The organism is Hyalangium versicolor, assembly GCF_020103695.1.
GTDB classification, from domain to species: domain Bacteria; phylum Myxococcota; class Myxococcia; order Myxococcales; family Myxococcaceae; genus Hyalangium; species Hyalangium versicolor.
On sequence record NZ_JAHXBF010000016.1, the window covers coordinates 185,047 to 207,671 of the forward strand.

Genomic DNA, 22,625 nt, shown 5'->3' on the forward strand with positions numbered 1-22,625 from the left:
GAGTCACGATTCTGCACCGAAATCCTGGTTTTCAGGCGGCGTTGCGGTAGGGCTCGGGATGCGGAGGCTGGCCGGGCTCGTCGGGCCGCACGCGCAGCATCCGCTTGATGCCGTTGCGATCCAGCACCAGCCGCACCATCTGCACGGAGACCTTCTCCTGGTCCGCCTCGTCGGTGGTGAAGCGGAAGACGAGATCGACCTGGTAGCTCTTGGCGGCACGCACGCGGCCCACGGAGAAGTCCTCCAGGTCCACGTACTCGAGCGCCAACTCTGGATCGTCCATGTCGCGCAGGAAGCGCTCGACGTTGAAGCGGATGATGTCCGTGACGCCCGTCAACCCGCGCTGGGTGCGCGGCAGCAGCTCCGCGTCCAGGACGATCTCCTTCTGGTAGCGGATGACCGTCTCGGACAGCTCGCCCTGGGACACGGTGATGAAGTCATCCAGGCGGCGCAGCGCGGCGACCTCCTCCGGCACCTTCACCGTGCGGCCGTAGTCCACGCGCTCCTCCAGCGAGCCCAGACACCGCGTGGTCACCGGATCGACGATCTCGGCCATGCGGTCGAACAGGTGCTTGGAGGCGAACCGGCTGAAGATGCGGCGCAGGCCTTCCTTGATGCGATCCTTCACCATGTAGCCGACCACGGCGATGAGGAAGAAGTTGAGGCTCACCTGGGTGAAGCGCGCCTGGGCCCAGAAGGCCACCGCCGTGGCGAAGGCCATGGCCAGGCCCGCCGCGATGGCGAACAGCACCTCCTCCCAACCCTGGCGCTTCTGCTTCCGCTGCGCCGAGAGGAAGAGGATGTTCATGCAGAACTTCTTCAGGAACCCGATCCGGAAGATGTACTCCTCGTTGTCTCCGGTGGGGCTGAGCACGCTGCGCAGCTGGTTTTCCTTGCGGTACGTCTCCTCACCGATGAGGCCTCCCATCAGCGCCTTGCGCGGCTCGATGTAGATGCCCGAACGCGGCAGCGAGTCCATGTCCGCCACGGCCTTGCGGAAGTACTGCTCGACCGTGAGGCTCATGTACTCGTCCACCAGCCGCAGCGAGGCGCGCGTCTTCTCCTGCAACCGCAGCGTGCTGACGACCTTGGACCAGGCGCGGAAACGCGCGAGCACCCGCGTCACCCCCTCCTGCCAGGTGAGCACGAGCCGCTGGAGTTCTCCGCACTCGGCCTCGCTGAGCGTGGCGGCGGCGCGCGGCTCGCAGCGGCTGTCCACCAACTGGGCGAAGCGACGCAGCGCCCCGCGGAACACGCAGCACAGGAGCTTGGCCTGGTAGACGATGTCCGCCTCGGTGCCGAGCCCCGTGCGCAGCCACGCCTCCAGGCTCGCCAGCGGCGAGGCGTCCGAGGTGAGCAGTTCCTCCAGGCTCATCACCGGCGTGGTGAAGCGCACGTAGTTGTGGATGTCCGCGTAGAAATCCGCGCGGGGGTACGTCTCCGCGTCGATGTTCAGGCTGTTCGGCAGGAACAGGAACATCTCCACGAGGTAACGCGTCTCGTCATCCGCTCCGGACGGCTGGTACTCGAGCTTGATCTCGAACTGCTTCCGGTCGTGGACTTCCAACCGGTTCTGCAGCAGTGGAGCGGATTCCGAAGGCACCCCTGAATTCTACGTCACACGGCTGTCACAATAGAAGCCGCCGGGGTGCGGGCGTCCGCCCCTGAACGCGAGCCATCCCCTTGGCGCTAGCCGTCCGTGCCCGTCTTCCCCGAGGGAGAGGTGGGGGCCATCACCGAAGCGCTTGGGGCCGCAACCTTTGCCTGGGGCCGGGCGTTCCACACGCGGGTGGCCAGCACGAGCCCCACCACGGACAGGGGCACGAGGGCGATGGGCCAGTTGCTCCAGTTCCGCACCACCTTGGCCGCGTCGCCCGAGGGGAGGATGTTGCCCAGCAGCAGCGACTGGACGGCGGTGCCCGCGTAGACGGCGCCGTCGACGATGCCCACCACCACGCCCGCGTTCTTCTTCCCGCCGAAGTCCATGGTGGCCGTACCGGACAGCATGCCGTGCACGCCGATGACGCACAGGGACATGAAGATGACCGTCCACCCGAGCAGAAGGTTGTGCTCGATGAGGAAGAGCGAGACCAGCGCGCCCAGCGTCATGCCCGCATAGAGCACGGCGGACACGGGGCCACGCCGCGAGTCGAACACCTTGTCGGAGATGACGCCGGCGAACATGCCGCCGGTGATGCCGGCCACGCACAGAAGCATGCCCCAGTTGACCGCGACGAAGCTGTCACTCACGCCCGTGGCCTTCGCGAACTTGGGGTACCACTGCATGATGGCGTTGCGCATGAAGCCGCTGCAGAACTCCACCAGAAGGATGACGACGATGGTGGAGTTGCTCAGCATCTTCCCGAGCAGTTGGCCCAGCGACAGCCGCTTGCCCGAGTCCTCCCACGAGGCATCCGCCGTCTCGAAGTCCGGGTGGCCCGTCTCCCCCGGCGTGTCGCGGATGATGAAGAAGTCCAGCACCACGAAGGCCACAAGGATGAGCGCCGGCACGAAGAACACCCACCACGTGGGTGCCGCCTTGGCGATCATCCGGCTCCAGTCGTACGCGAAGTACAGGCCCAGCGAGATGAGGATGCCGAACACGCCGCCCAGCAGCCCGCGCTCGCGCAGGTGGAACCACGCCGCGTTCACCTTGACGATGGAGACAGCGCCGAAGCTCTGGAAGTACATGTTCGCCGCGTAGAGCACCGACAGCGTCACCACCAGCCCGCCCGGCGGCTGCCAGTCTTGAGCCAGCACGGCGTACACCACCAGGCCCATCAGCACATTGCACAGCGCGGAGCCGCCCGCGGAGATGAGGATCGTCCTTCGGCCGCCCCACCTGTCCGTCAGCGGCCCGTTGAGCAGAAACGCCACGCCGTAGACGATGGTGCCCCACGAGAAGATGGTGCCGAAGTCCGCGTTCGTCGTGCGGTGGCCCAGCGCGCTGGTGGCCTCATTGAGGTTGTAGCGCCCCATGTAGAGGAACGCGTACGTCATGCCCAGCGGGAACCAGTTGAGGAACCGCCGGCGCTTGAAGGCCTCCGAGTGCCCCAACTCCACCTTGGGCAGCCGCGCCAGCACCAGCGCGATCGCCGCGAGCAGGATGAGGATCGGCAGCAACTGCTGCAGCCACGCGGGCAGGGACGACATGCGGTGAACCTCGGTGAAGCAGGGAGAGGATGGCGACGCACCCTATCCGGTCCCCCACCGGCGGCCAACCCACGCGGTGCGGCTACGACTGCTCGGCCAGCAGCCGGGTGATGGCGATCTCCAGCTTCGCGTCCGGCACCTCGCCGTGACGGCACGCCGCCAGCACCTCGGGCAGCGGACGCCACTGCACCCGCGTCCCCTCCTCCAATGGAGAGCCATCCCCCTCCGGCGGATGAGCCTCCTTGCCCGTCACATCCACTGCCGTGGGGAACACCTTCTCCGACAGGATCCCTGGCGCCACGAAGAAAGCGCCTCCCAGCAATTGGATCTCGTCGGGCCGCACCTCATAGCCGGCCTCCTCGCGCACCTCCTCTACCGCGCGGCGCCGCACCCCCTCTTCTCCCTTGTCCTCCACCTCCATCACTCCGGCGACGAGCTCCTCCACCATCAGGTAGCTCACCGGATCCGGCACCACCATCTCCTTGCCCTTGCGGAAGTAGGCCGCGGGCCGGAGGTTCTTGCGCGTGAGCACCTCCAGCCCCGACGCGCCGCGGCGATAGACGAGCACCGCCACCGCATCCAGCCGCGGGCGATCCACCACATCCACGCGGTACACCGGCGATGTGGATCCATCCGCACGCCGGTTGCGGCAGCGCAGCCTCCGCAGCCTCAGGAAGCCCTCGTCACACCTCGCGGTAGACGAGAAATCCTCGATGATCTCGATATCCGTCACGGTTGTGTCGCCGCTGCGCATGCCTGCCTCCCTGGCGGGTGATTACGGCCGTCCCGCGTCGCTTGCCCGTGCCTGCCTGATCCCGTACCTTGCGCCGTCTCCTGCTGAGTCCCTTTCACAACACCCCCCCGGACCCACCTGATGCGTCGTGCCCTGATCGGCCTCCTGTGTGCCCTGGTGTTTGCCTCGTGCATGCCAGTGTTGGAAGGCGAGGAATACCAGCTCGCCGGCCAGGAGGTTCGCCTCACCCTCCTCCATACCGCGGACATCCACTCGCGGCTGCTCCCCTATGACTTCGCCCCGCTGAAGACGGACACGGACCTGGGGCTGATCCCCGAGGCGGGCCCGTTCGGCGGTGCCACGCGCATCGCCGCCATCCTCAAGCGCGAGCGCCAGAAGGGAGACCGGGTTCTCCACCTGGACTCCGGAGACTGCTTCCAGGGCGCGCCCATCTTCAACGTCAACAACGGAGAGGTGGAGTTCAAGTTCCTCTCGGACGTGCGGCTGGACGCGGCCGTGATCGGCAACCACGAGTTCGACGCGGGCGCCGCCAACTTCGTGCAGAAGGCGCGCGACTTCGCCAGCTTCCCCCTGCTGGCCGCCAACTATTACTGGGACGTGCCCGCCGACAGCAGCAACAACGGCGCCGCGCAGGTGTCCGCGCCGTACACCATCCGCACGGTGAAGGGCCTGCGGGTGGGCATCATCGGCATGGCCAACCTCTCCTCGCTCAACTCGATCGTCGAGGGCGGCAACTCCCTGCAAGTCACTCCGCTGGAGCAGAACGAGGCGGCGCGCGCCTATGTGGATCTGCTGCGCCCCGTCACGGATCTCGTCGTCATCACCAGCCACCTGGGCCTCACCGAGGATCAGCAGATGGTGTTGGGCTACGAGGCCTTCTACGAGTACGAGCGCGCCAAGCCCTTCATCGAGCGCGAGCGCAACCCGTGGAAGATCCTCGAGTGGTCCGGTGAGGTGGGCAACCCCAAGTCCGTGGTCCGCGTGCAGATCCCCGGCGTGTCCGGCATCGACGTGATCCTCGGCGGCCACCTGCACGTGGTGCTCAACCCACCTCAGCAGATCACCGATCCGAGCGGCCGCAAGGTGTTGCTGGCCCACTCCGGCGCGTTCGCCAAGTACGTGGGCCGCCTGGATCTCGTCGTCAAGGTACCCGAGGAGCCCACCTTGGACGGCGCGGAGCTCGTCAGTCACGACTACCGCGTCTTCCCGCTGGACTCGCTCTGGTGCGATGACGCCATGCGCGCCTACTACACCGACAACTTCTGGAACGCGGGCCAGTTCGCCGCCCTCCCCCAGGTGCGCCAGGCCATCGAGGCGTGCCGCAACCAGGAGGACCGGCCCACCACCCAGCTGCTCCAGGACTACATCCTGAAGATGGACACCGCCCTCCAGCTCACCTCCATCTTCTCCTACGCGCCCAGGGACGTCGCCCGCCGCAGCAACTCCACCGGCGGAGACTCGCCCCTGGGCAACATCGCCGCGGACTCCATGCGCAAGCGCCGCCGCGTCGAGGCGGAGATGGCCGTCACCAACTCGCTGGGCATCCGCGACAACCTCTATGCCGGCGTCGTCACCCAGGAGGCCATGTTCAACGTGTTCCCCTTCGAGAACACGATCAACATCATGTACCTGTCCGGCGTGGAGATGCAGGAGATGTTCGACTTCGTCGCCGAGCGCTCCTCGGAACGCGGCTGCGTCAGCCAGGCGCAGATCTCCGGCGCGCGCTTCACCATGGACTGCGCCCAGGTGCAGATCAATGACCTGCGCATCGACTGCGCGGAGAGCGGCGTCGATCAGTGCCCCAAGGAAGGCCGGGACGGCCATGCCCCCTGGCAGTGCCTGGAGGACGTGAGCAGCAAGCGCTGCTGGGCCCACCCCGCCATCAACATCCAGATCAACGGCAAGCCGCTGGATCCCAACGGCACCTACCGCATCGCCGTCAACGACTATATCGCCAAGGGCGGCTCGGGCTTCACGGTGCTCAAGCGCAACACCACGCGCATCGAGACGGGCATCAGCCTGCGTGACTCGCTCATCGGCTACATGCAGGGCTTCTGCACCTGCGACGACATCAACGCCGGCAAGTCGGCCTCCTCCACGGGGGAGCCCTGCGGCGCGCTCGTCAACGGCCAGCGGGTGGTGGACGAGCAGGTCCGCGGCTTCTGCAGCGGGGCGCAGACCTTCAAGGACGCACTGGGCAAGCAGGTCGGCAGCTGCACCTGCCTCCAGACGCTGGGCAAGAAGGACGCGGACGCAGCCGCGAGCTGCGGCACGACGGCCGAGGACATCAAGGCCGCGTGCGGCAGCATCCCGGATGGGCCGTACACCGGCCGCTGTAGCTGCCGGGATGCACTGGCCGGCACCAATCCCGTCTGCGGCACCATCACCCCGCAGCTGCGCAGCTTCTGCGAGAACCCCACGTCCCGGGCAATCGCCAACGCGATCGAGGATGGCCGCATCGGCCGGAGGGTGAAGTGATGAAGCGCCTGCTCCTGGTAGCGGCCCTGGCGGCCGCCGGCTGCTACTCCACGGATGGACGCATCTCCACCGCCGAGAACAACCCCTCGGGGGTGAGTTCCTTCAAGGCCGAGGTCCGCAAGATCGAGGGCGTCGTCGTCACGACGGACTCCAATGGCGTGACGCGGGAGACCCGCTCGCCGCTGGCCCTGGTGAGCGCCTGCCTGGCCCGGTACAACAACAACCCGGACCAGGTCCCCGCCTCGGAGAAGGGCACCCCCAACTGCCCCTACTCCATCCCCAAGGGTCTGGTGGACATCGACGTCGACATCACCGCGCTCGACAAGAGCGGCAAGGCGCTCGACACCTTCAACGGCCCGGTCTCCTTCCGCGTCACCCCGGGCGATCTCTCCGGCAGCTATTCCCTGCGGTGGACCACGCTCAAGGAAGGCAAGGGCTCTGGCACCGTACGCGTGTCCCATATCTACGGCCCGGTCCGCGTCTGGGTGCAGGACGAGCCCCCCGAGCTCGATTACGCCGACGGCGGCGTGATGGACGCGGGCGCGCTGCCTCCTTCGAATAGCGGCCCCTACAGCTACGCCACGGGCCTGACGGCGCCCGTCTCCTTCGAGGAGCCCACGCTGGGGCGCGTGCAGGAGCCTGAGACGTACAGCGACAACCGCACCTCGCCCTTCGCCGCGCAGTTCCTCACCGTGGGCCGCCCGCCCGAGTCCGGCGCGCCGCTGGTACAGAGCTGCCCGCCCGGCTACGACCCGGCCGATGCCACGAAGAAGGATCCCAATGACGGCAAGCTGATGACCCTGGTGGTGACGGGGCTGGATCCGGGTGGCTTCTTCGTCACGGACCTGACGGCCTGCCGCGTGCGCGAGTTCACGGGCACGGGCTCCAACGTCCGCACGCCCGAGCCGGATGGCTTCCTGCCCGGCACCTACGGCTCCATCTACATCTACAACTACTCGTTCCCCGAGGGCCTCTACCCGGGCGACCTGCTCTGGTCGCTGTCCGGCTCGGTGCAGGACTTCGCGGGCTCCACGCAGCTCACCTTCCCCGCTTGGATCATCCGCGAGAAGGTTCGCGAGCTGCCCCCCGCCGAGTGGACCAAGTACCTGGATCAGGTGCCGGTGAAGGAGCTCACCCTGCGCCACTGCGGCCTGGACAACGTGGTGACGCCCTACGTCACCGACGCGCTGTGCGGCCAGAGCTACGGCAACATGAAGATGGAGAGCCTGGAGTCCGCGCTGGTGAAGCTGCGGCGGGTGCGCTTCCCCGTGGCCTTCAAGAACTGCGACTTCAACGGCAACGGCTCGGTGCCCTTCTTCTGCCAGGGTGCCAGCGGCGGCGCGTGGAAGACGTGCGCGGATGGCCCGAGCCCCGAGGACAACGAGATGCAGTGCAACATCGACTGCACGGTGGGCTATGGCGAGTTCGCCGGCAAGGTCTGCGCGGAGCGCAACTCGTACATCGGCTTTGGTCAATTCCCGGTGGAGCTGTCCGGCCCGGGCCCGCGCGAGGCGGGGCTGGAGGAGTCGCTGCCGAGCAGGACCCAGGTGATCACTGTCTCCACCACCTCCCGCACGACGAGCACGGCGCTCACCACGGGCGTCAACGGCCAGGGCCAGGTGCGCGTGTGGTGTGACACGCCGGCCTTCGTGAAGTTCGGGCCCGCGGGCGTCACCGCCACCAGCGCGGATGAGAAGCTGGCCGCCCGCACGCGCCTGGATCACGTGCTCACCGGCAACGAGCTGTACGTGGCCTTCCTCGCGGATGGAGAAGTCATCAACAAGGGCCAGTGCCACGTGGCGCTCAACAGCCGCACCCGCGTCAACATCATCACCCGGGACGCGGTGCCGGATCTCCAGGTGGACTGCAGCGAGGCGGACTCGGACGCCGAGCGCAAACGCCAGTGCCAGTTGCTGCACGAGGCCACCTACAACGTGACGGGACACCTGAAGCAGGTGACGGCCGCCCGTCCGCGCTGGATCGTCTCGCCCCGGGACGCGGATGACGTGTGCTGTTTCCCGGGACCGGCGGGCGAGTGCCCCCGTCCCCTCAAACAGTGCCCGGCGGAGTAGCTGCCGTAGTAGAGAAGCTCGCCCCGGAAACGGGGCCTTGGGAGGCGCGGTCCCCTCACCGCGTCCTTGGAGGGTAGTTTGAAAACGTTGCGCACCCTGGCCCTGACCGGGCTGTTGTCCCTCTCCGCGCCTGCCTGGGCAGGAGACTTCGTCGACACCCGCCTGTCCTTCGTATTCGCGGACGATAACGTCCTGGCGGGTGCGGGAGAGACGACGCCCAACAGCCCCAACGCCCACTTCGGCGCGGGCAACCAGAACACGCAGTTCTACGACAACTTCAACACCAAGTTCTCCGGCTTCGAGACGCTGTCGAACGTGGTGCTCTACAAGCGGATGCCCGCCTTCTTCGAGGGGCTCACCACCGAGGCGGCCCTCACGCTGCTGGTGCTGGAGCAGCCCTCGGGCGGGGTGACGCTGCGAGACAACTCCAGCTACATCCGCCTCAACTACACCCCGCCGGGCTGGGGCGAGAAGGAGGGCATCTCCCTCACCGGCTTCCCGGTGTCCGCCGATCGCTTCCGCCTGGGCTACGCCTACCGCATCTCCTGGGGCGGCAGCGGCGTCTTCACCAACCGCGCCGCCGCCGATGGCGTGCCGGGCGTGAAGCTGCAGATCACCCGCGATCGCTGGTACGCCTTCCTGGGCGGCAAGACGTCGCTGGTGCTCAACGATCTGATCCTGGAGAAGGAGACGCTCTACGGCGCCATGGCGGGCGCGGGCGTGGACGTGCTGGAGACGCTGCGGGTGGAGGCAGGCGCCGGCTACTTCCAGAAGGGCATCATCCCCGGGCTGGCCAACCAGGGCATCCGCGCGCCGGTGAACTCGGCGGGCGTGTCCGGGCAGGCCGTGTACCACGTGGGCGTGCCGGTGGGCACCAGCGTGGACTTCCGGCTGTACCGGAACGATCCGGACGTGTACCAGCGCTTCTTCGCCCCCGAGTCCTACCCGGGTGGCTTGTCCTACTCCGTGTCGCTCGAGGGCAGCTACCTGGTGCAGACGCTGGAGGATCCGGACGTGTTCGCCCAGACGGTGCCGCAGGGAGCCACGGCGGTGGCGCTGCAGGCGCGGGCGAAGCTGGACTACTGGCGCTTCCACCTGCTGGGGCTCTACCGCAGCCTGTCCTTCATCCAGTTCGAGGTGCCGGGTCTGCCGCCGTACCGGGACTTCCCGGACGGCACGCAGTTGAAGCCGGAGATGTTCATCGCCGCGGGTGCGGACTACTACATCCCCTCGCTCCACTTCACGCCGGGCGTCATCCTCGGCGTGCAGCAGCCTGCTTCGTACCGCAGCCCCGAGTTCCTCGGCGGCGGCAACAACCCGCCTCCGGGGCTGACGGGCACGCGCACGGTGGTGGTGCGGGACGTGAACCAGCTCAGCATCCTCCCGGAGACGTGCGGCTCGAGCAACTCGGCGTGCGAGCCCGAGCCCATCCTCTCGGCCAAGGCCACCTTCCGGTGGGATCTCTCTGAGACGGTGGCTGCGGTGGGCGAGGTCTATTACACGTTCGACAACAACCGGACGACGTTCCGGGATGACGTGACGGGCGTGGCGCAGCCTCGCTTCGAGAAGCCCAGCGCGCTGGGCTTCAACACGCTGCTCCAGGCGCGCTTCTAAGCGCCGAAGGCCTCGGGGAGCCCGGCCCGCTCAGGCGGCTGCCACGGGCCCCCGAGGCAGCCGCACGATGAAGGTGGTGCCGCGCTCCTCGGTGGACTCGAAGGTGACGCGGCCTCCGTGCGCCGCGACGATCTCCCGGACGATGTAGAGGCCCAGCCCCAGGCCTTCCCTCACCAGGGAGCTCGTCCGTTCCCCTCCCTTGAAGGGCTGGAAGAGGTGGGCCTGCACCGGCTCGGGGATCGGGGCACCCTCGTTGTGCACCTCGAACACCACCCCACCCTCCTCTCCCTCGCAGCGCACGCGCACGGGAGCATCCGTCTGGCCGTGGCGCAGCGCATTGGTGAGCAGGTTGCCCATCACCTGCATCAGCCGCCCTGGATCCCACTCTCCCCACAGCTCTCCCGTGGAGACGAGCTCTACCTGGGCCTGGGGCCAGGCGCCGCGCACCTCGTCGCAGACCTGCTCCGCGAGTGAGCCCAGGTTCACCCGCTCGACATGGAGCGGCAGGGCCTGGCCGAACTGCACCCGGGTGAAGTCCAACAGCGTGGCGACGAGCTTCTCGATCCGATCCGCGCTGCTGGCGATCCGCTGGAGCGGGCGCAGGTACCCCGCCGGCAGACCCTCCTGCTTGAGCAGGGTGATGGCGCTCAGGTTGATGGCGGAAATGGGGCTGCGGATGTCATGCCCGACGATGCCCAGCAACCGCTGCTGGAAGTCCTGCGCGCGTTTGCGCTCCGTCACATCCAGGGTCAGCCCCAGCACTTCCTCTACCCGGCCGTAGGCGTTCCGGTGCGGAAGATAGTGGACCTCGAACCAACGGCCCGCGCGCTCCTCCTCGGCCACGAACTCCTCGCCAGCCAACGCCCGGCGCACATTGGCGAGGACCCAGGGAGTGCCCTGGAAGATCTCGAAGAGTGAGCGCCCCAGGAAGGTGTCCTCCTTCAGGCCCAGCCGCTCCACCCCCTTGCCCTCCATGAGGGTGACGATGCCCTGGGTGTCGAAGGCCCAGAGGATGATGGGGATGTGGCCCAGCACGGTGCGCAGCCGCATCTGCGCCTCTCGCAGCGCCTGCTGCGCCTGGATGCGCTCGGTGATGTCGGTGGAGATGCCGCCCACCGCGTTGGGCCGCCCCTCGGCGTCGTGGAGCGGGAACTTCAAGGAGATATAGGTGTGCAGTCCGTCCGACTGGGGGATGACCTCCTCCGTCTCCAGCGGCTTGTTCTCAACCAGCACGCGCCGATCATTGCCCCGGGTGACGTCCGCCACTTCCTTCGGCAGGCGCTCGTAGTCCGTCCTGCCCAGGATGGCGGACCTGGGCAGGCCGAAGATGCTCTCCAAGCGCCGGTTGGCCACCAGGCAGCGGCCCTCCGCATCCGTCACGTAGATGGCCGCTGGCGCGTTGTCGATGATGGCCTGGAGCCGCGCCTCTCCCTCACGCTGGCGCTCCCGGCTGTAGGCCACGTACTGCGTCACCGAGTCCGCGGTGGCCGCGGACACACAGTCCGACAGGATGCGCAGCTCACGGATCGTGGGGGTCTCTCCCTTCTCCTCCACGAGCTCGAAGATACAGTCGCGCAGCAGGCCGTACTCGCGCGTGAGCCCATCCAGATCGAAGCCTACCTGCCAGCGCTGGCGCCCGTGGTGCTCCGCCGTGGCATTGCGGCTGAAGACTCGCGCGGGAGGCCATGAATTGACCCGAATGGCATCGATCAGTGCGTCCAGGAAGTCCGGCAACTGATCTTCCAACTCGCTCTCGGAGAGGCCCTCGGGCGCCAGCGTCTCCGAGACGCGCACCTTGAAGCGCTCCACGAGCATGTCTCGGTGGGCTGTCAGGAAGTCAGCCAGGGATCGGGAGGAACTCATCGTCTCACACCGAGGTCATCCGGATCACCTCATCGAACGTGGTGAGCCCCTGGGCCAGCTTGCGCACGCCCGCCTCGCGCAGGGTGCGCATCCCCGCACGCCGTGCCGCCTGCACCAGGTCATGGTAGGGCGCCTGCTGGGTGATGAGCTCCTTCATCTCCGCCCCGATGCTGACGATCTCGAACACGCCCGTGCGTCCGAAATAGCCCGTGCCGCGGCAGCGCACGCACCCGGTGCCCTTGCGCAGCTTCACGCCCCCGGGAAGCAAGGGGATGGGCACCATCAGCGCCGTGAGCTCGTCCGGCGTGAGCGAGGTCTCCTGCGCGCAGTGCACGCAGATGCGCCGCAGCAGGCGCTGGGCCATCAGCCCCACCATGCTCTGCGAGAGCAGGAACGGCGGCACGCCGAGATCCTTCATGCGGGCCACCGCGCCAATCGCGTCATTGGTGTGCAGCGTGGAGAGCACCAGGTGGCCCGTGAGCGCGGACTGGATGGCGTTCTCCGCCGTCTCTCCGTCGCGGATCTCGCCCACCATGATGACGTCCGGATCCTGGCGGAGGATGTGGCGCAGCGCCCCGGCGAAGTCCAGGCCCACCTTGGGCTGCACCTGCACCTGGTTGAAGCCCTCCCACACCATTTCGATGGGATCCTCGATGGTGGTGACGTTCACGTCCGGGCCGGCCACTGCCTTGAGCGCCGAATACAGGGTGGTCGTCTTTCCGCTGCCCGTCGGGCCGGTGACGAGGATGAGGCCGTGCGGCTGATCGATCCAGGACTCGAAGGAGTCCTTCTCGTCATGCTCGAAGCCCAACTGGGCAATGTCCTGCACCAACGTGTCCGGATCGAAGATACGGATGACGACCTTCTCTCCGAAGGCCGTGGGCAGCGTGGACACACGCAACTCCACCTCTCGGCCTTCACGCTCCGTCTTGATGCGCCCGTCCTGCGGCTTGCGCTTCTCGGAGATGTCCATGCGCGAGAGCATCTTCACGCGCGAGACGATGGGCGGGTGCACGCCGGAAGGAAGTGTGTAGACGGTGTGCAGCACACCATCGATGCGCAGGCGCACGTGGGACTGGACGCGCTTGGGCTCGATGTGGATATCCGAGGCGCGGTTGTCGAAGGCGTAGCGCAGCAGGTAGTCCACCGCCTGCACCACCGGCTTGTCCGCTGCATCCAGTTCCTGCGTGCCGCTGAGCGATACCAACTGCTCGAAGTTGGTGAGCTGGGGCGAGCCGGCGAAGTCGTCCGCTGCCCGGGCCAGCGTCTTCTTGAAGCCGTAGATCTCCGCGATGGACTTGAGGATGTCCGACTTGGCCGACAGCACCGGCTCGATGGGCATGCCGGCCAGACGGTAGAGGTTCTCGAACAGCTCTCGATCGAACGGGTTGGCCACCGCCACCACGAGCCGCCCCTGGGCGGAGCGCTCCAGCGGCAACAGTGCATGCTTCTGCGCGAAGGGCCGGGACACCGTGCGCGTGGCCAGCCCCATGTCCAGCTTGAGCGGGTCAATCTTCCGGTACGGGATGCCCGCAGCGCGCGCGGCGGCCTCCGTCACCCGGTCCTCGTCGAGCACACCCCGGTTCTCAGGCAGCGCCACCTGGAAGGCGGCGACGATCTCCACCGGCGACACGTCATAGCGTGCCGCCTCCTTGGAGCCCACCTGCGCCTTGGCCTTGAGGACCCGGGCGCGTGCGGCCGGCTCACGCGCGAGGATCTCCTGGGCCTGCTGCGCATTGAGCAGGCCCTGGGCGACCAGCGCCTCGAGCACGAAGGGCGTGCTGAAGTCGGCCTGACCGCGGGTGAGGTTGCCTACCGGTGCGGCCACGAGCGCTGCCTCCTGGCGAAGAGCACGAGCGCGAGCACCCCCAGGAACACCAGCGCCGAAGCAGGAGCCTCGCCACAGCCACACCCGCTCGGGGTGCTCGGACCTGGGTTCGACGTGCCTCCATCCTGGGGCGGAGGAGGCGGCGGCGGAGTGCCTCCGTCGTTGCAGAGCGTGCACCCGGCGTCCGGAACGTAAGTGGGATCCTCGCAGCGGCCGGCATAGCACTCGAAGCCAGTCGGGCAATCCCTGTCGTTGCGGCAAGCCGGCGTGCAGACGGTGCTCAAGCTGTTGCTGCTACCCACCGGGTTGCAGACGAGCGGCGCGGTGCAGGTGCCCGCGGCGCAGTTCTTCAAACACACGCGGTCGGGGCCCACGCTCTTGCAGGAGCTGTCATTCGGGCAGCTGCACTGGGCCGTGTTGCACGTCTGGGTGCACATGCCCTGCGCATTGCTGTTCATGAAGAAGCAGATCTGCCCCGGGCCGCACTGGTCGCTCGTGGAGCAGGGATCTCCCACCGAGCGCCCGGAGACCTTGTTTTCGATGCAGACGCGATCGCACGTGCGGCAGATGAAGGCGGTGCTGTTCCCATCGTTGCAGTCCACGTTCTGGTAGCAGCTGGGGACGCAGACATTGCCCTCGGGCAGCGGCGAACAGGTGTAGCCGTCGCGGCAGTCACCCGAACCCGGACGGCACGTCTTGAGGCAGCGGTCGTTGGCCCCCAACTCCACGCACACCGAGCCTCCCGGGCACTGGTTGGCCGAGGAGCCTCCGACACAGCTCTCCGTACAATAGCCCTCCACCCATGCCGTTCCGCCCGAGGGCAGCGCCACGGGCCCCTGGCAGATCGCTCGGGCCGAGCCACAATCCGTCCCGGGATCGGTGGAGTCGCTGCAAGGCTTGCCCACCTGGGTGATGGCCTCGCCCGGCACCGCCAGGCAGGCCTTCGAGGCGCTGGGGATCAGGTTGGAGGTCCGGCACACGAAGGGGTTCGGACACTCGCCATTCGTGACGCCCGGACAGCTCTTCGAACAGTAGTTGTAGAGCGTCACTCCGCTCGGGCTCTTGAAGGGGATGCAGGTCAGTCCGCCCTCGCACGGATCGCTCGCCGAGCAGGGGGAGCCCACCGCGCCATTCTCCGGGTAGTAGCTACAGATCTCCTCCACGTCCTGGGGATCGAGGACCCGACGGTTGCCTCCCAGGGGGAAGTCCGGGTGCATCACCGCCGTATTCGTGTAGTACGCATCCCCGAGCCCCAGGCAGTGGCCCACTTCATGGGTGAGCACCGTCTGGAGATCGTACAGTTCCTGGCTGGCGGGCGTGTTCGGCAGCGTGGTCCAGCGGGCGGTCACCGCGTTGAGGAAGATGTCGCACTGATAGAGGTAGCCCGCGTAGGTGAGCGGGATGGTGCCCGAGAGCACCTGCCCCGACTGGAGCGCCATCGCGTAGTACTTGTCGCTGGAGCTGGTCACCCAGACGGTGCTCACGTTGAAGGTGTCGTAGGGGTTGCCCACGTCGTTGGGATCAATGGATGTGTTGGAGGTGGTGGGCCCCGCGTAAGCGAAGTCGGGGTACGCGCAGCTCACGTCCTCCCAGGACTGGAAGGCGGCCTTGGTGGCCGTTTCGACTTCCGAGAGGGCAATGCCGACCTTGGTCAGGGCGGCGGGGCGCGCATCGATGTAGTAGCGGAACGGATAGTCCCGCGTGTTGAGCATCTTGTAGCCCAGATAGTCATAGGCGTTCTGCGCGGAGGCCGTGGCACTGAGCACCATCAGCACAAGCCCTGCGGTCCACTGCATCCAGCGATTCATCGCTTACCCCTCTCCTGCTGCACCGGGGGCGGAGTCGCCCGCCGGATTTCCTCGAGAACTTCATCGAGCGGCCGCCGGATGGGGCCGCCTTTGACCTGGGCAGGCACCTCGACTTCCCGCCGCCCGCCCTCGCCTGCTGTCACTGTCTGCTTCCCTGCGGCCAGCCCCACCAGCACGCACTGCGCGGCGGCCTTCGGATCCGGACAGCGCAGGAACATGAGCGCCGTCTCTCCCGCCGCGAGCTTCGCATCCCCTGCCAGATGGGACTCCCACAATCCGCTGCGCCCGCCCAGCTGAACCAGCTCCAGCGCTCTCGGGCCACGCCCACGGTACTCCTCGAGCACCTCCAACTGGGAGATGGTGGTCATCTGCTTCACGTTGCCCTGGGGCACATTGACGCGCTGGTCCACGACGCGCGCGAGCACGACGCGGTCCGCGCCGAGCGTCAGCTGAGCGAGCGTCTGTTGCGGCATGGAGCCCCAGGCGAGCACGGGCAGGCCGAGCACGAGCAGGAGCCCCAAGAGGCGGGGGGAGTTCATTGGAGCCGCAGCTTACCCGTGAATGGCTCGGATCGCGGCGTCGACGAGCCCCTCGGAGGTGGGACGTTCGGCCACCGCCGCCACCTCGATGCCCAGCCGGGCCAATGCCCCTGCGGTGGTAGGGCCAATGGCCACCACTCGGGCCTGTCCTAGATGCTCACGGCTGGCGGACTCCAGAAAGGCTTCGGCGGTGCGCGGCGAGGCGAAGAGCACCACGTCTGGCGGTGAAGTCCGGAGAATCTCCTGGGCTTCGGGAGGTACCACAGCCGGGGTGGTGCGATAGGCCGTGACGCGAGTGACGCGGACGCCGTGCTCGCGCAGCGCCAGTTCCAGTTCCCGGCGCCCTTCCTCTGCGGCGGGCAGGAGGACCTCATCCTCGGGGTGGAGTTCTGAACGAAGCACCTCATAGAGGCCGAGACCCGTGGGCTCGGCGGGCTCAGCGGCCACCTTGAGGCCGTAGTTCTCGACAGTCCGAGCGGTGCGAGGCCCGACCGCGGCCACGCGCACCTGGCTGAGCCGGTCCACGGTGCCGGCCTCGCGCAGCGCCTCCATCAGCGCCTCCACGGCCGAGGGGCTGGCGAACACCACCCAGTGGTAGCGCTGGATGGACTCCGCCGCGGCCGCCAGGGGCCGGGGATCCTCCGGAGGCTGAAGTTCCAGCAGGGGAAGGCTCAGCACCTCCGCACCCTCATCCTCCAGGAGGAAGCACAGTTCCTCGACCCGCTCCTTGGGACGGGTCACCAACACACGCTTGCCTTCGAGTCGCTTTTCCACGGGCGCGGACTCTACCCCAGTTCTCCGCGCCATGCCCGACCCATGAGGTATGATATCGCTCACGGCAGGTTCGCCAGATCGTCTTCATCGTCGAAGAGCGCATCGAGTAGGGTTGGCTCCCGCCCCATAGGAACATGCTCGATACGAATGCCATGCACGGGGACACGAGCGAAGTGGAGAGGGAACCGCTGGTAACCCAGCACTCGCTCCACCAGCGCTGCAAGTCGAGCCGTGGTCTCGCGCACCTCTTCCGTCGGTTCAAAGGAGAATTGGAAGCGGAGCCGGTCTCGGCCCCTCACGACCTCGGTGGTGCAGTACGTCAGGTAGAGTGGCGTCAGGATGCTGGCGGCCGCCGCCACACGGAGCACCCTCTGGGTGCCGTCCGGCAGCGGGCACTCCACATAGACACAACAGCGGCGGCAGGCGGGTCCCCAAGGCTGAGTGCAATCCGCCTTGTTGTTCCCAAACTCCCTGCGCATCTCTCGCCGCAGGTCCTGCCAGTCGGGCCATGCCATCGCCTTGTCCCACGCGGCACGCCACCGAGCATGTTCAGGCGTGCGCTGGTAGGGCAGCCCTCCACCCGGCAAATACTCGTCTTTCTCTACCGGAAAGCCCGTCGGGTAGTACTGCCGCGCCAGGTGCAGCAGCCCCACCTCCGTCAGCTCTTCCATGCAGCAGGCTCCTCACCCGTGATGCCGAACGGGACGGTTTCGATGCCCGGCTCTTCACACTGTCTCACCCGTGCACCAGTGATTTTGGCTCTCAACATCTCTTGGTAGATGACCTTGAAGCGCTTGCACAGCACAGCGAGCATCTCCCCGGGTTGAGCATCCGCCATGACCTCGCGAGCTGCGCGGTTGGCCATGGACGCAGCGGCGAACTGGGCCACCTCCAGCGAGATCTCCCCTTCTTTTCTGGTCCTCAGCGGCACGCCGACCTCAAATTCGCAGGCCGTCTTGGCCCCTGAATTCCCGTGCTTGATCTGAGCCAGGATGCACACTGCCCGCCACCCGCCACCCGCCACTCGGCTCGCTTGGGTCGTCATCCGGGACCACCTCCCGGAAGCGGAAATACTCAGGAGTGATGACGCCCGTCATCGGGTTACGCCCCGGAGCACCACTCGCGCAGCTCGTTCCACCGAACGCCAAGAACAAGCTCAGGAGCAACACCGGCTGCGGTCTTCGTGCGCGTCTCCTGTCGTCCATGGGCCCGAAGCATAGGTCAGGGCGCACATACCCCAACCCCACTTGGGACAGAGAACTCAGGGGTTCGGCGCAGACCCGACGCCACCAAATTGGCGGAGGATCTCCTGGGCGCCGCGCGAGAGCAGATCCGCCGCAAGCGCCTCGCCCAGCGAGTGCGCACTCGCCACTGGCCCCCGCGCCTCGCCCTGCACCACCTTCGAGCCATCCGGCAGGCCCACGAAGCCACGCAGGTGCACCACGCCGTCCGTCACCGTGGCATGGCCCGCCATGGGCACCTTGCAGCCGCCCTCCAGCTTCGCCAGCAGCGCCCGCTCGGCCGTCACCGCCACGCGCGTCACTGCATCCTCGAGCGGCGCGAGCAGGGCTCGCACATCCGCGTCATTCGTCCGGCACTGGATCGCAAGCACGCCCTGCCCCACCGCCGGCAAGCTCACGGCGGGAGACAGCACCTCGGTGATCTCCTGCTCCAGCCCCAGGCGCTTGAGCCCCGCGTAGGCCAACATCGCGCCCGCGAGCCCCTGCTCCTTCGTCTTCTGCAGCCGCGTCTGCACGTTGCCGCGCAGGCTGACGATCTCCACATCCGGCCGCCGCGCGCGCAGGATACAGCTACGGCGCAGCGAGGACGTGCCCACCCGCGCCCCCTGCGGCAGCGTGTCCAGCGTGAGCCCCTTGGGGCTGCAGAACGCGTCGCGCGGATCCTCTCGCGCGGGCACCGCCGCCAGCACCAGCCCTTCGGGCAGCACGGACGTCATGTCCTTCAGGCTGTGCACGGCGATATCCGCGCGCCCATCGAGCAGCGCCTGTTCTATCTCCTTCACGAACAGCCCCTTGCCACCCACGGACGACAGGGGCGCCGAGAGGAACCGATCGCCCTCGGTGGTCATCTCCACCAGAGACACATCCAGCCCCGCATGACGGGCCTGCAGCAGCGCCCCCACGTGCCGAGCCTGCCAGAGCGCCAACGGGCTCTGCCGCGTGGCGATCCGCACCGTGCGCCTCATCGCTTGCCTCCACTCACCGCCGTGGGAGCAACACTCACAGCATCGACCGGAGCTGCCGCCTCCTCCGCGAGACCAAACAGCTCGGCGGCGGCTCCCGCGAGCCGGTTGCCCTCCTCCTTCTCGGAGCCCACGGCGCGCAACCGCGTGGTGGGCTCGTGCAGCAGCTTGTTGACGATGGCGCGCCCCATCGCCTCGATGCTCTTGCGCTGCTTCTCCGTGAGCCCGTCGCCCATGGCCGCCAGCGTCTTCTCCACCTCGGCCTTGGCAATCTGCTCTGCCCGCTGCCGCAGCCGCGCCAGCACCGGCACCCCATCCCGCACCGCCCGATCCCTCATGAAGCGAGACACTTCCTGGATCACCAGGACGCCCGCCTTCTGCGCCTCCTCGGCCCGCGCCGCCTCGTTCTCCGCGACGAACTTCTGGATGTCGTCCACGTCGTACGCCGTCACCCAGTCCAGCGAGGACACATCCGGATCGATGTCTCGCGGAACCGCCAGATCCACCATGAACAGCGGCCGGAACCGGCGTGCCCTGCCCACCGCGCCCACGTTCTCCTTCGTGAACAGCGCCACCGGAGAGGCCGTCGAGCACACCACCACGTCCGCCTCCTTCAGCAACGCGTTCAGCTCCTCGAAGGGCCGGGCCGTGCCACCCACCTCCGCGACCAGAGCCTCGGCGCGAGCCATCGTGCGATTTGTCACGATCAGCTTCCCCACCTTCGCCTGCTTCAAGTGCCGCGCCGCCAGCTCTCCCATCTCGCCGGCGCCCACCACCAGGGCCGTCTTGTCCGACAGCTCGTCGAACACCTTGGTGGCCAAAGCCACCGCCGCCGAGGCCATGGACGTGGCCGCCCGGCCAATCGCCGTCTCCGTGCGCACGCGCTTGGCGCAGCTGAAGGCCGCCGCGCACACCCGCGTCAACCCGCCGCGCACCGCCCCCGCGCCCTGAGCCAGCTCGAAGGACTCCTTCACCTGTCCCAGGATCTGCGCCTCGCCCACCACCATGGAGTCCAGGCTCGAGGCCACGCGGAACAGGTGCTCCAGCGCTCCGGCCCCGTGGTGCTCATAGAGGTGATCGAGCGCCTCCGGGCCCCCAAGCCGGCTCAGCTCCTCGCGAGCCCGGGCCGCCGCCTGGGCCAGATCCGGCGAAGACACGTACAACTCCACCCGATTGCACGTGGAGACCAGCAGCGCTTCTGTCGGTGCCTGCGCCAGCTGCTGGAGCACCTCCACCTGCCGGGGCTCCGGCAAAGCCAGCCGCTCGCGCACCGTCAGGGGCGCTGTCCGGTGGGACAAGCCTATGCAGATCAGCTCCATGGCTAGCGCATCCCCCCGGCGGTGAAGTCATACGACGAGAGGAATGACACCAGCACCAGCCCGAAGCCCGCCATCGTCAAGAGCGCCACACGCCGCCCCCTCCAGCCCACGAAGACGCGGGCCGCCGCCAACCCTGCGAACAACCCCCACGCCACCACCGTGGCCACCACCTTCGCGTCCATCATCCACGTGAGCCCCTGGCTGGAGCCCGCGACGAAGAAGGCCCCCGTGGCCAGGGTGATGGACAGCGCGATGAAGCCCACCACCACCAGCCGGCGATTGAGCGTGTCCAGGAACTCGAGCGAGGGCAGCCGGGAGAACAACAGCCCGAAGCGCTTGCCCTTCACCTGCCGCTCCATCAGCAGGTACATGACGCCCACACCCGCCGCCACGGCGAAGGCCGCCATCCCCACCAGCGCGATGGAGATGTGCATCCTCAGCAGCGGCTGGCGCAGCCCGGGAGACAACGGCGCCTGGCCGGCCCGCAGCAACAGCCCCGGCACCAGCGTGGCCACCGCCAACGGGGTGATGAACGCGCCAATGACAGGCTTGCGGTAGCGCAGATCCAGGATCAACCCCAGCGCCAGCAGCAGGAAGGCCAGGGTAGAGAACCCCTGGGCCGCGCCCACGGGCATGCCTCCCTGGGAGGCCAACACCGGGAAGAGGGCGGCCGCATGGAGGGCCAGCCCCAGGCCCACCAGCACCCGCCCCACTGTGGCGAGCGCCATCCACTGGCGCGCCAGGTAGGTGAGGTACACCAGAGCGGCGAAGCCGTAGGCGTGGCAGGCGAGCGAGACCAGGGTTTCGTTCATGGCGGCAGCGACATAACCCCGGGCGACCGTCCGGTCAGCCCATCTTGTTGAGGATGAAGGCGGCCAACAGGTCCGTCTCGTTACTGGGCTTCTTGTCGCCAGGCCGGGGCGCGACGGCGACCTCGGTGACATAACCCGGAACCACTTCGTAGGCCGACTCCCCCAGGATGACCGAGTCCGCCATCTGCTCGGCGCCCAGGCTGGCGAGTTGCGCCTCGGTCTTCACCTTGGCCACCAGCTTGTGGGTGTCCTCCCCGCTCACCAATTGCACGAAGTGCACTGCGGGTACGGCCGGATAGCTGCCCCCGCCCTCGGCCATCACCACCAGGTGGCCGTCCTTGAGGTCGGCCTGATCTCCCAGGGCCCATTCCTCGAGCTGTGTCTGGGGAAGAAAGAGCTTCATCACGTCCACCAGCTTACATCACCCCCGCGCGGGGAGCCTGTCTCTCGTAGCCCCTGCCTGCTCGAAACCCCTGCCCATCGTCCGCATCTCACCTTTTAGGATGGGTACGGCCCGACCGATCCTTGCAGGGCCCTGCGCTGCGTACTAGAGGACGCGCCAGAGGATGGCCCAGCAGTCGAGCGGCCTGTGAAGGAGTGACTCATGGCAGGTGACATCGTGAAGAACATCGGGGACGGAGACTTCTCCAAGGAAGTTCTCGAGTCCGACAAGCCCGTGCTGGTGGATTTCTGGGCCACCTGGTGTGCCCCGTGCCGGGCCATCGCGCCGACCGTCGAGGCCCTGGCCAAGGAGTTGGACGGCAAGGTGAAGTTCACCAAGGTGAACGTCGACGACAACCAGCAGACCGCCCAGGACTACGGCATCCGCTCCATTCCCACGCTGCTCGTCTTCAAGGGCGGCAAGGTGGTGGGGCAGCTGGTCGGCGCGGCGCCCCGCGATCGCATCAAGGACGCCATCGACAAGGCGTTCGCCTAGATAATGTTGTACCTTCACCCGAGCGAGGCCTGGCGCCTCACTCGGGTGGAGTTATTGTGACGACAGGAACGTCCGGCCCGACGTTCGGAGCGCTCGAGCAGATCTCGCTCACGCTCCTGGTAGCGTCTGTGTGCCGCTCCTGGTCTACGGAGATGACGGTTGTACCGGTGTGTCATCCCCGCCAAATTGTCCTCCGGCAGTGATGCTTGCTTCCGGCTGGCCTGTTGGCTCAATCCGCTCCTACACGTCCTCTCGGGGTCTTCCCCGCAGGGTACCCACCGTACGAGCCTGAGCAGACCCACCAGGTAGGTCTCACGGCAACTGGCCGCGCTACCCGATCTGCGAGTGCTGTCAGTGTGAACAGAGTCAGGATTAACCCATCAACCGTGTGTTGACAGATTTCACGTTAAAGGCCAAATAAGCAGTTCAACTTTTCTTCCTTGGTTAAACAGGTATCTCTGACTTTTTGGA

The 22,625-nt window shown here is 67.3% G+C and carries 18 protein-coding genes; 4 read left to right on the top strand and 14 right to left on the bottom strand.

What is annotated here, in order from left to right; all coding sequences use genetic code 11:
* Window positions 1-31: 31 nt before the first annotated feature.
* From KY501_RS31135 to KY501_RS31145, 3 genes are all read right to left on the bottom strand, one after another.
* Window positions 32-1,603, bottom strand: a complete 1,572-nt coding sequence (locus tag KY501_RS31135) for a hypothetical protein (protein ID WP_224367264.1) — start codon at window positions 1,601-1,603, stop codon at window positions 32-34.
* Window positions 1,604-1,689: 86 nt separating this feature from the next.
* Entirely contained in the window at window positions 1,690-3,153 is a 1,464-nt protein-coding gene (locus KY501_RS31140) for an MFS transporter (RefSeq protein ID WP_224367265.1), read from the bottom strand.
* Window positions 3,154-3,235: 82 nt separating this feature from the next.
* Entirely contained in the window at window positions 3,236-3,907 is a 672-nt protein-coding gene (locus tag KY501_RS31145; RefSeq protein WP_224367266.1) for an NUDIX hydrolase, read from the bottom strand.
* 120 nt (window positions 3,908-4,027) lie between these two features.
* Between KY501_RS31145 and KY501_RS31150 the strand changes: the two genes are divergently transcribed.
* From KY501_RS31150 to KY501_RS31160, 3 genes are all read left to right on the top strand, one after another.
* The gene (locus KY501_RS31150) at window positions 4,028-6,385 is read left to right on the top strand and encodes a bifunctional metallophosphatase/5'-nucleotidase (protein WP_224367267.1); all 2,358 of its coding nucleotides are present in this window, start codon (window positions 4,028-4,030) and stop codon (window positions 6,383-6,385) included.
* Window positions 6,385-8,457 carry a hypothetical protein gene (locus KY501_RS31155; protein WP_224367268.1) on the top strand — a complete coding sequence of 691 codons (2,073 nt, stop codon included), beginning with the start codon at window positions 6,385-6,387 and terminating at the stop codon, window positions 8,455-8,457. The genes KY501_RS31150 and KY501_RS31155 overlap by 1 nt, the downstream gene beginning before the upstream one ends.
* A gap of 78 nt (window positions 8,458-8,535) precedes the next feature.
* On the top strand, window positions 8,536-10,071 hold the full coding sequence (locus KY501_RS31160) for a hypothetical protein (RefSeq protein WP_224367269.1): 1,536 nt from the start codon (window positions 8,536-8,538) through the stop codon (window positions 10,069-10,071).
* A gap of 30 nt (window positions 10,072-10,101) precedes the next feature.
* Here KY501_RS31160 and KY501_RS31165 read toward each other — a convergent pair whose 3' ends face one another.
* The 11 genes from KY501_RS31165 to KY501_RS31215 form a co-directional block, all read right to left on the bottom strand.
* Window positions 10,102-11,934 carry a PAS domain-containing protein gene (locus KY501_RS31165; protein WP_224367270.1) on the bottom strand — a complete coding sequence of 611 codons (1,833 nt, stop codon included), beginning with the start codon at window positions 11,932-11,934 and terminating at the stop codon, window positions 10,102-10,104.
* A gap of 4 nt (window positions 11,935-11,938) precedes the next feature.
* Complete coding sequence (locus KY501_RS31170; RefSeq protein ID WP_224367271.1) at window positions 11,939-13,762, bottom strand: GspE/PulE family protein; 1,824 nt, start codon at window positions 13,760-13,762, stop codon at window positions 11,939-11,941.
* Window positions 13,747-15,570 carry a matrixin family metalloprotease gene (locus tag KY501_RS31175; protein WP_224367272.1) on the bottom strand — a complete coding sequence of 608 codons (1,824 nt, stop codon included), beginning with the start codon at window positions 15,568-15,570 and terminating at the stop codon, window positions 13,747-13,749. Before KY501_RS31175 ends, KY501_RS31170 begins: the two co-directional genes overlap by 16 nt.
* Window positions 15,567-16,109, bottom strand: coding sequence for a hypothetical protein (locus KY501_RS31180; protein WP_224367273.1), 543 nt, complete (start codon window positions 16,107-16,109; stop codon window positions 15,567-15,569). The genes KY501_RS31175 and KY501_RS31180 overlap by 4 nt, the downstream gene beginning before the upstream one ends.
* A 12-nt stretch (window positions 16,110-16,121) precedes the next feature.
* Window positions 16,122-16,883 (bottom strand): uroporphyrinogen-III synthase, encoded by a 762-nt coding sequence (locus tag KY501_RS31185; RefSeq protein ID WP_224367274.1) that lies wholly within the window; start codon window positions 16,881-16,883, stop codon window positions 16,122-16,124.
* Window positions 16,884-16,942: 59 nt separating this feature from the next.
* Entirely contained in the window at window positions 16,943-17,554 is a 612-nt protein-coding gene (locus tag KY501_RS31190) for a hypothetical protein (RefSeq protein WP_224367275.1), read from the bottom strand.
* A complete protein-coding gene (locus tag KY501_RS31195; RefSeq protein ID WP_224367276.1) occupies window positions 17,542-17,883 on the bottom strand; it encodes a hypothetical protein in 342 nt (113 codons plus the stop codon). The genes KY501_RS31190 and KY501_RS31195 overlap by 13 nt, the downstream gene beginning before the upstream one ends.
* A 261-nt stretch (window positions 17,884-18,144) precedes the next feature.
* The gene (hemC, locus tag KY501_RS31200; RefSeq protein ID WP_224367277.1) at window positions 18,145-19,089 is read right to left on the bottom strand and encodes a hydroxymethylbilane synthase; all 945 of its coding nucleotides are present in this window, start codon (window positions 19,087-19,089) and stop codon (window positions 18,145-18,147) included.
* Window positions 19,086-20,405, bottom strand: coding sequence for a glutamyl-tRNA reductase (hemA, locus tag KY501_RS31205; RefSeq protein WP_224367278.1), 1,320 nt, complete (start codon window positions 20,403-20,405; stop codon window positions 19,086-19,088). The genes hemC and hemA overlap by 4 nt, the downstream gene beginning before the upstream one ends.
* 2 nt (window positions 20,406-20,407) lie before the next feature.
* Window positions 20,408-21,217, bottom strand: coding sequence for a cytochrome C assembly family protein (locus KY501_RS31210; protein ID WP_224367279.1), 810 nt, complete (start codon window positions 21,215-21,217; stop codon window positions 20,408-20,410).
* Window positions 21,218-21,251: 34 nt separating this feature from the next.
* The gene (locus KY501_RS31215; RefSeq protein WP_224367280.1) at window positions 21,252-21,620 is read right to left on the bottom strand and encodes a hypothetical protein; all 369 of its coding nucleotides are present in this window, start codon (window positions 21,618-21,620) and stop codon (window positions 21,252-21,254) included.
* 201 nt (window positions 21,621-21,821) lie between these two features.
* Here KY501_RS31215 and trxA point away from each other — a divergent pair, with 201 nt between their 5' ends.
* Window positions 21,822-22,154, top strand: a complete 333-nt coding sequence (gene trxA, locus KY501_RS31220; protein ID WP_224367281.1) for a thioredoxin — start codon at window positions 21,822-21,824, stop codon at window positions 22,152-22,154.
* Window positions 22,155-22,625 lie beyond the last annotated feature (471 nt).

Coding starts and splice junctions, on each gene's coding strand:
- trxA (WP_224367281.1), top strand. CDS start 21,822: ATGGCAGGTGACATCGTGAAGAACATCGGGGACGGAGACTTCTCCAAG.
- hemC (WP_224367277.1), bottom strand. CDS start 19,089: ATGAGGCGCACGGTGCGGATCGCCACGCGGCAGAGCCCGTTGGCGCTC.
- KY501_RS31145 (WP_224367266.1), bottom strand. CDS start 3,907: ATGCGCAGCGGCGACACAACCGTGACGGATATCGAGATCATCGAGGAT.
- KY501_RS31215 (WP_224367280.1), bottom strand. CDS start 21,620: ATGAAGCTCTTTCTTCCCCAGACACAGCTCGAGGAATGGGCCCTGGGA.
- hemA (WP_224367278.1), bottom strand. CDS start 20,405: ATGGAGCTGATCTGCATAGGCTTGTCCCACCGGACAGCGCCCCTGACG.
- KY501_RS31165 (WP_224367270.1), bottom strand. CDS start 11,934: ATGAGTTCCTCCCGATCCCTGGCTGACTTCCTGACAGCCCACCGAGAC.
- KY501_RS31175 (WP_224367272.1), bottom strand. CDS start 15,570: ATGAATCGCTGGATGCAGTGGACCGCAGGGCTTGTGCTGATGGTGCTC.
- KY501_RS31140 (WP_224367265.1), bottom strand. CDS start 3,153: ATGTCGTCCCTGCCCGCGTGGCTGCAGCAGTTGCTGCCGATCCTCATC.
- KY501_RS31150 (WP_224367267.1), top strand. CDS start 4,028: ATGCGTCGTGCCCTGATCGGCCTCCTGTGTGCCCTGGTGTTTGCCTCG.
- KY501_RS31155 (WP_224367268.1), top strand. CDS start 6,385: ATGAAGCGCCTGCTCCTGGTAGCGGCCCTGGCGGCCGCCGGCTGCTAC.
- KY501_RS31180 (WP_224367273.1), bottom strand. CDS start 16,109: ATGAACTCCCCCCGCCTCTTGGGGCTCCTGCTCGTGCTCGGCCTGCCC.
- KY501_RS31210 (WP_224367279.1), bottom strand. CDS start 21,217: ATGAACGAAACCCTGGTCTCGCTCGCCTGCCACGCCTACGGCTTCGCC.
- KY501_RS31190 (WP_224367275.1), bottom strand. CDS start 17,554: ATGGAAGAGCTGACGGAGGTGGGGCTGCTGCACCTGGCGCGGCAGTAC.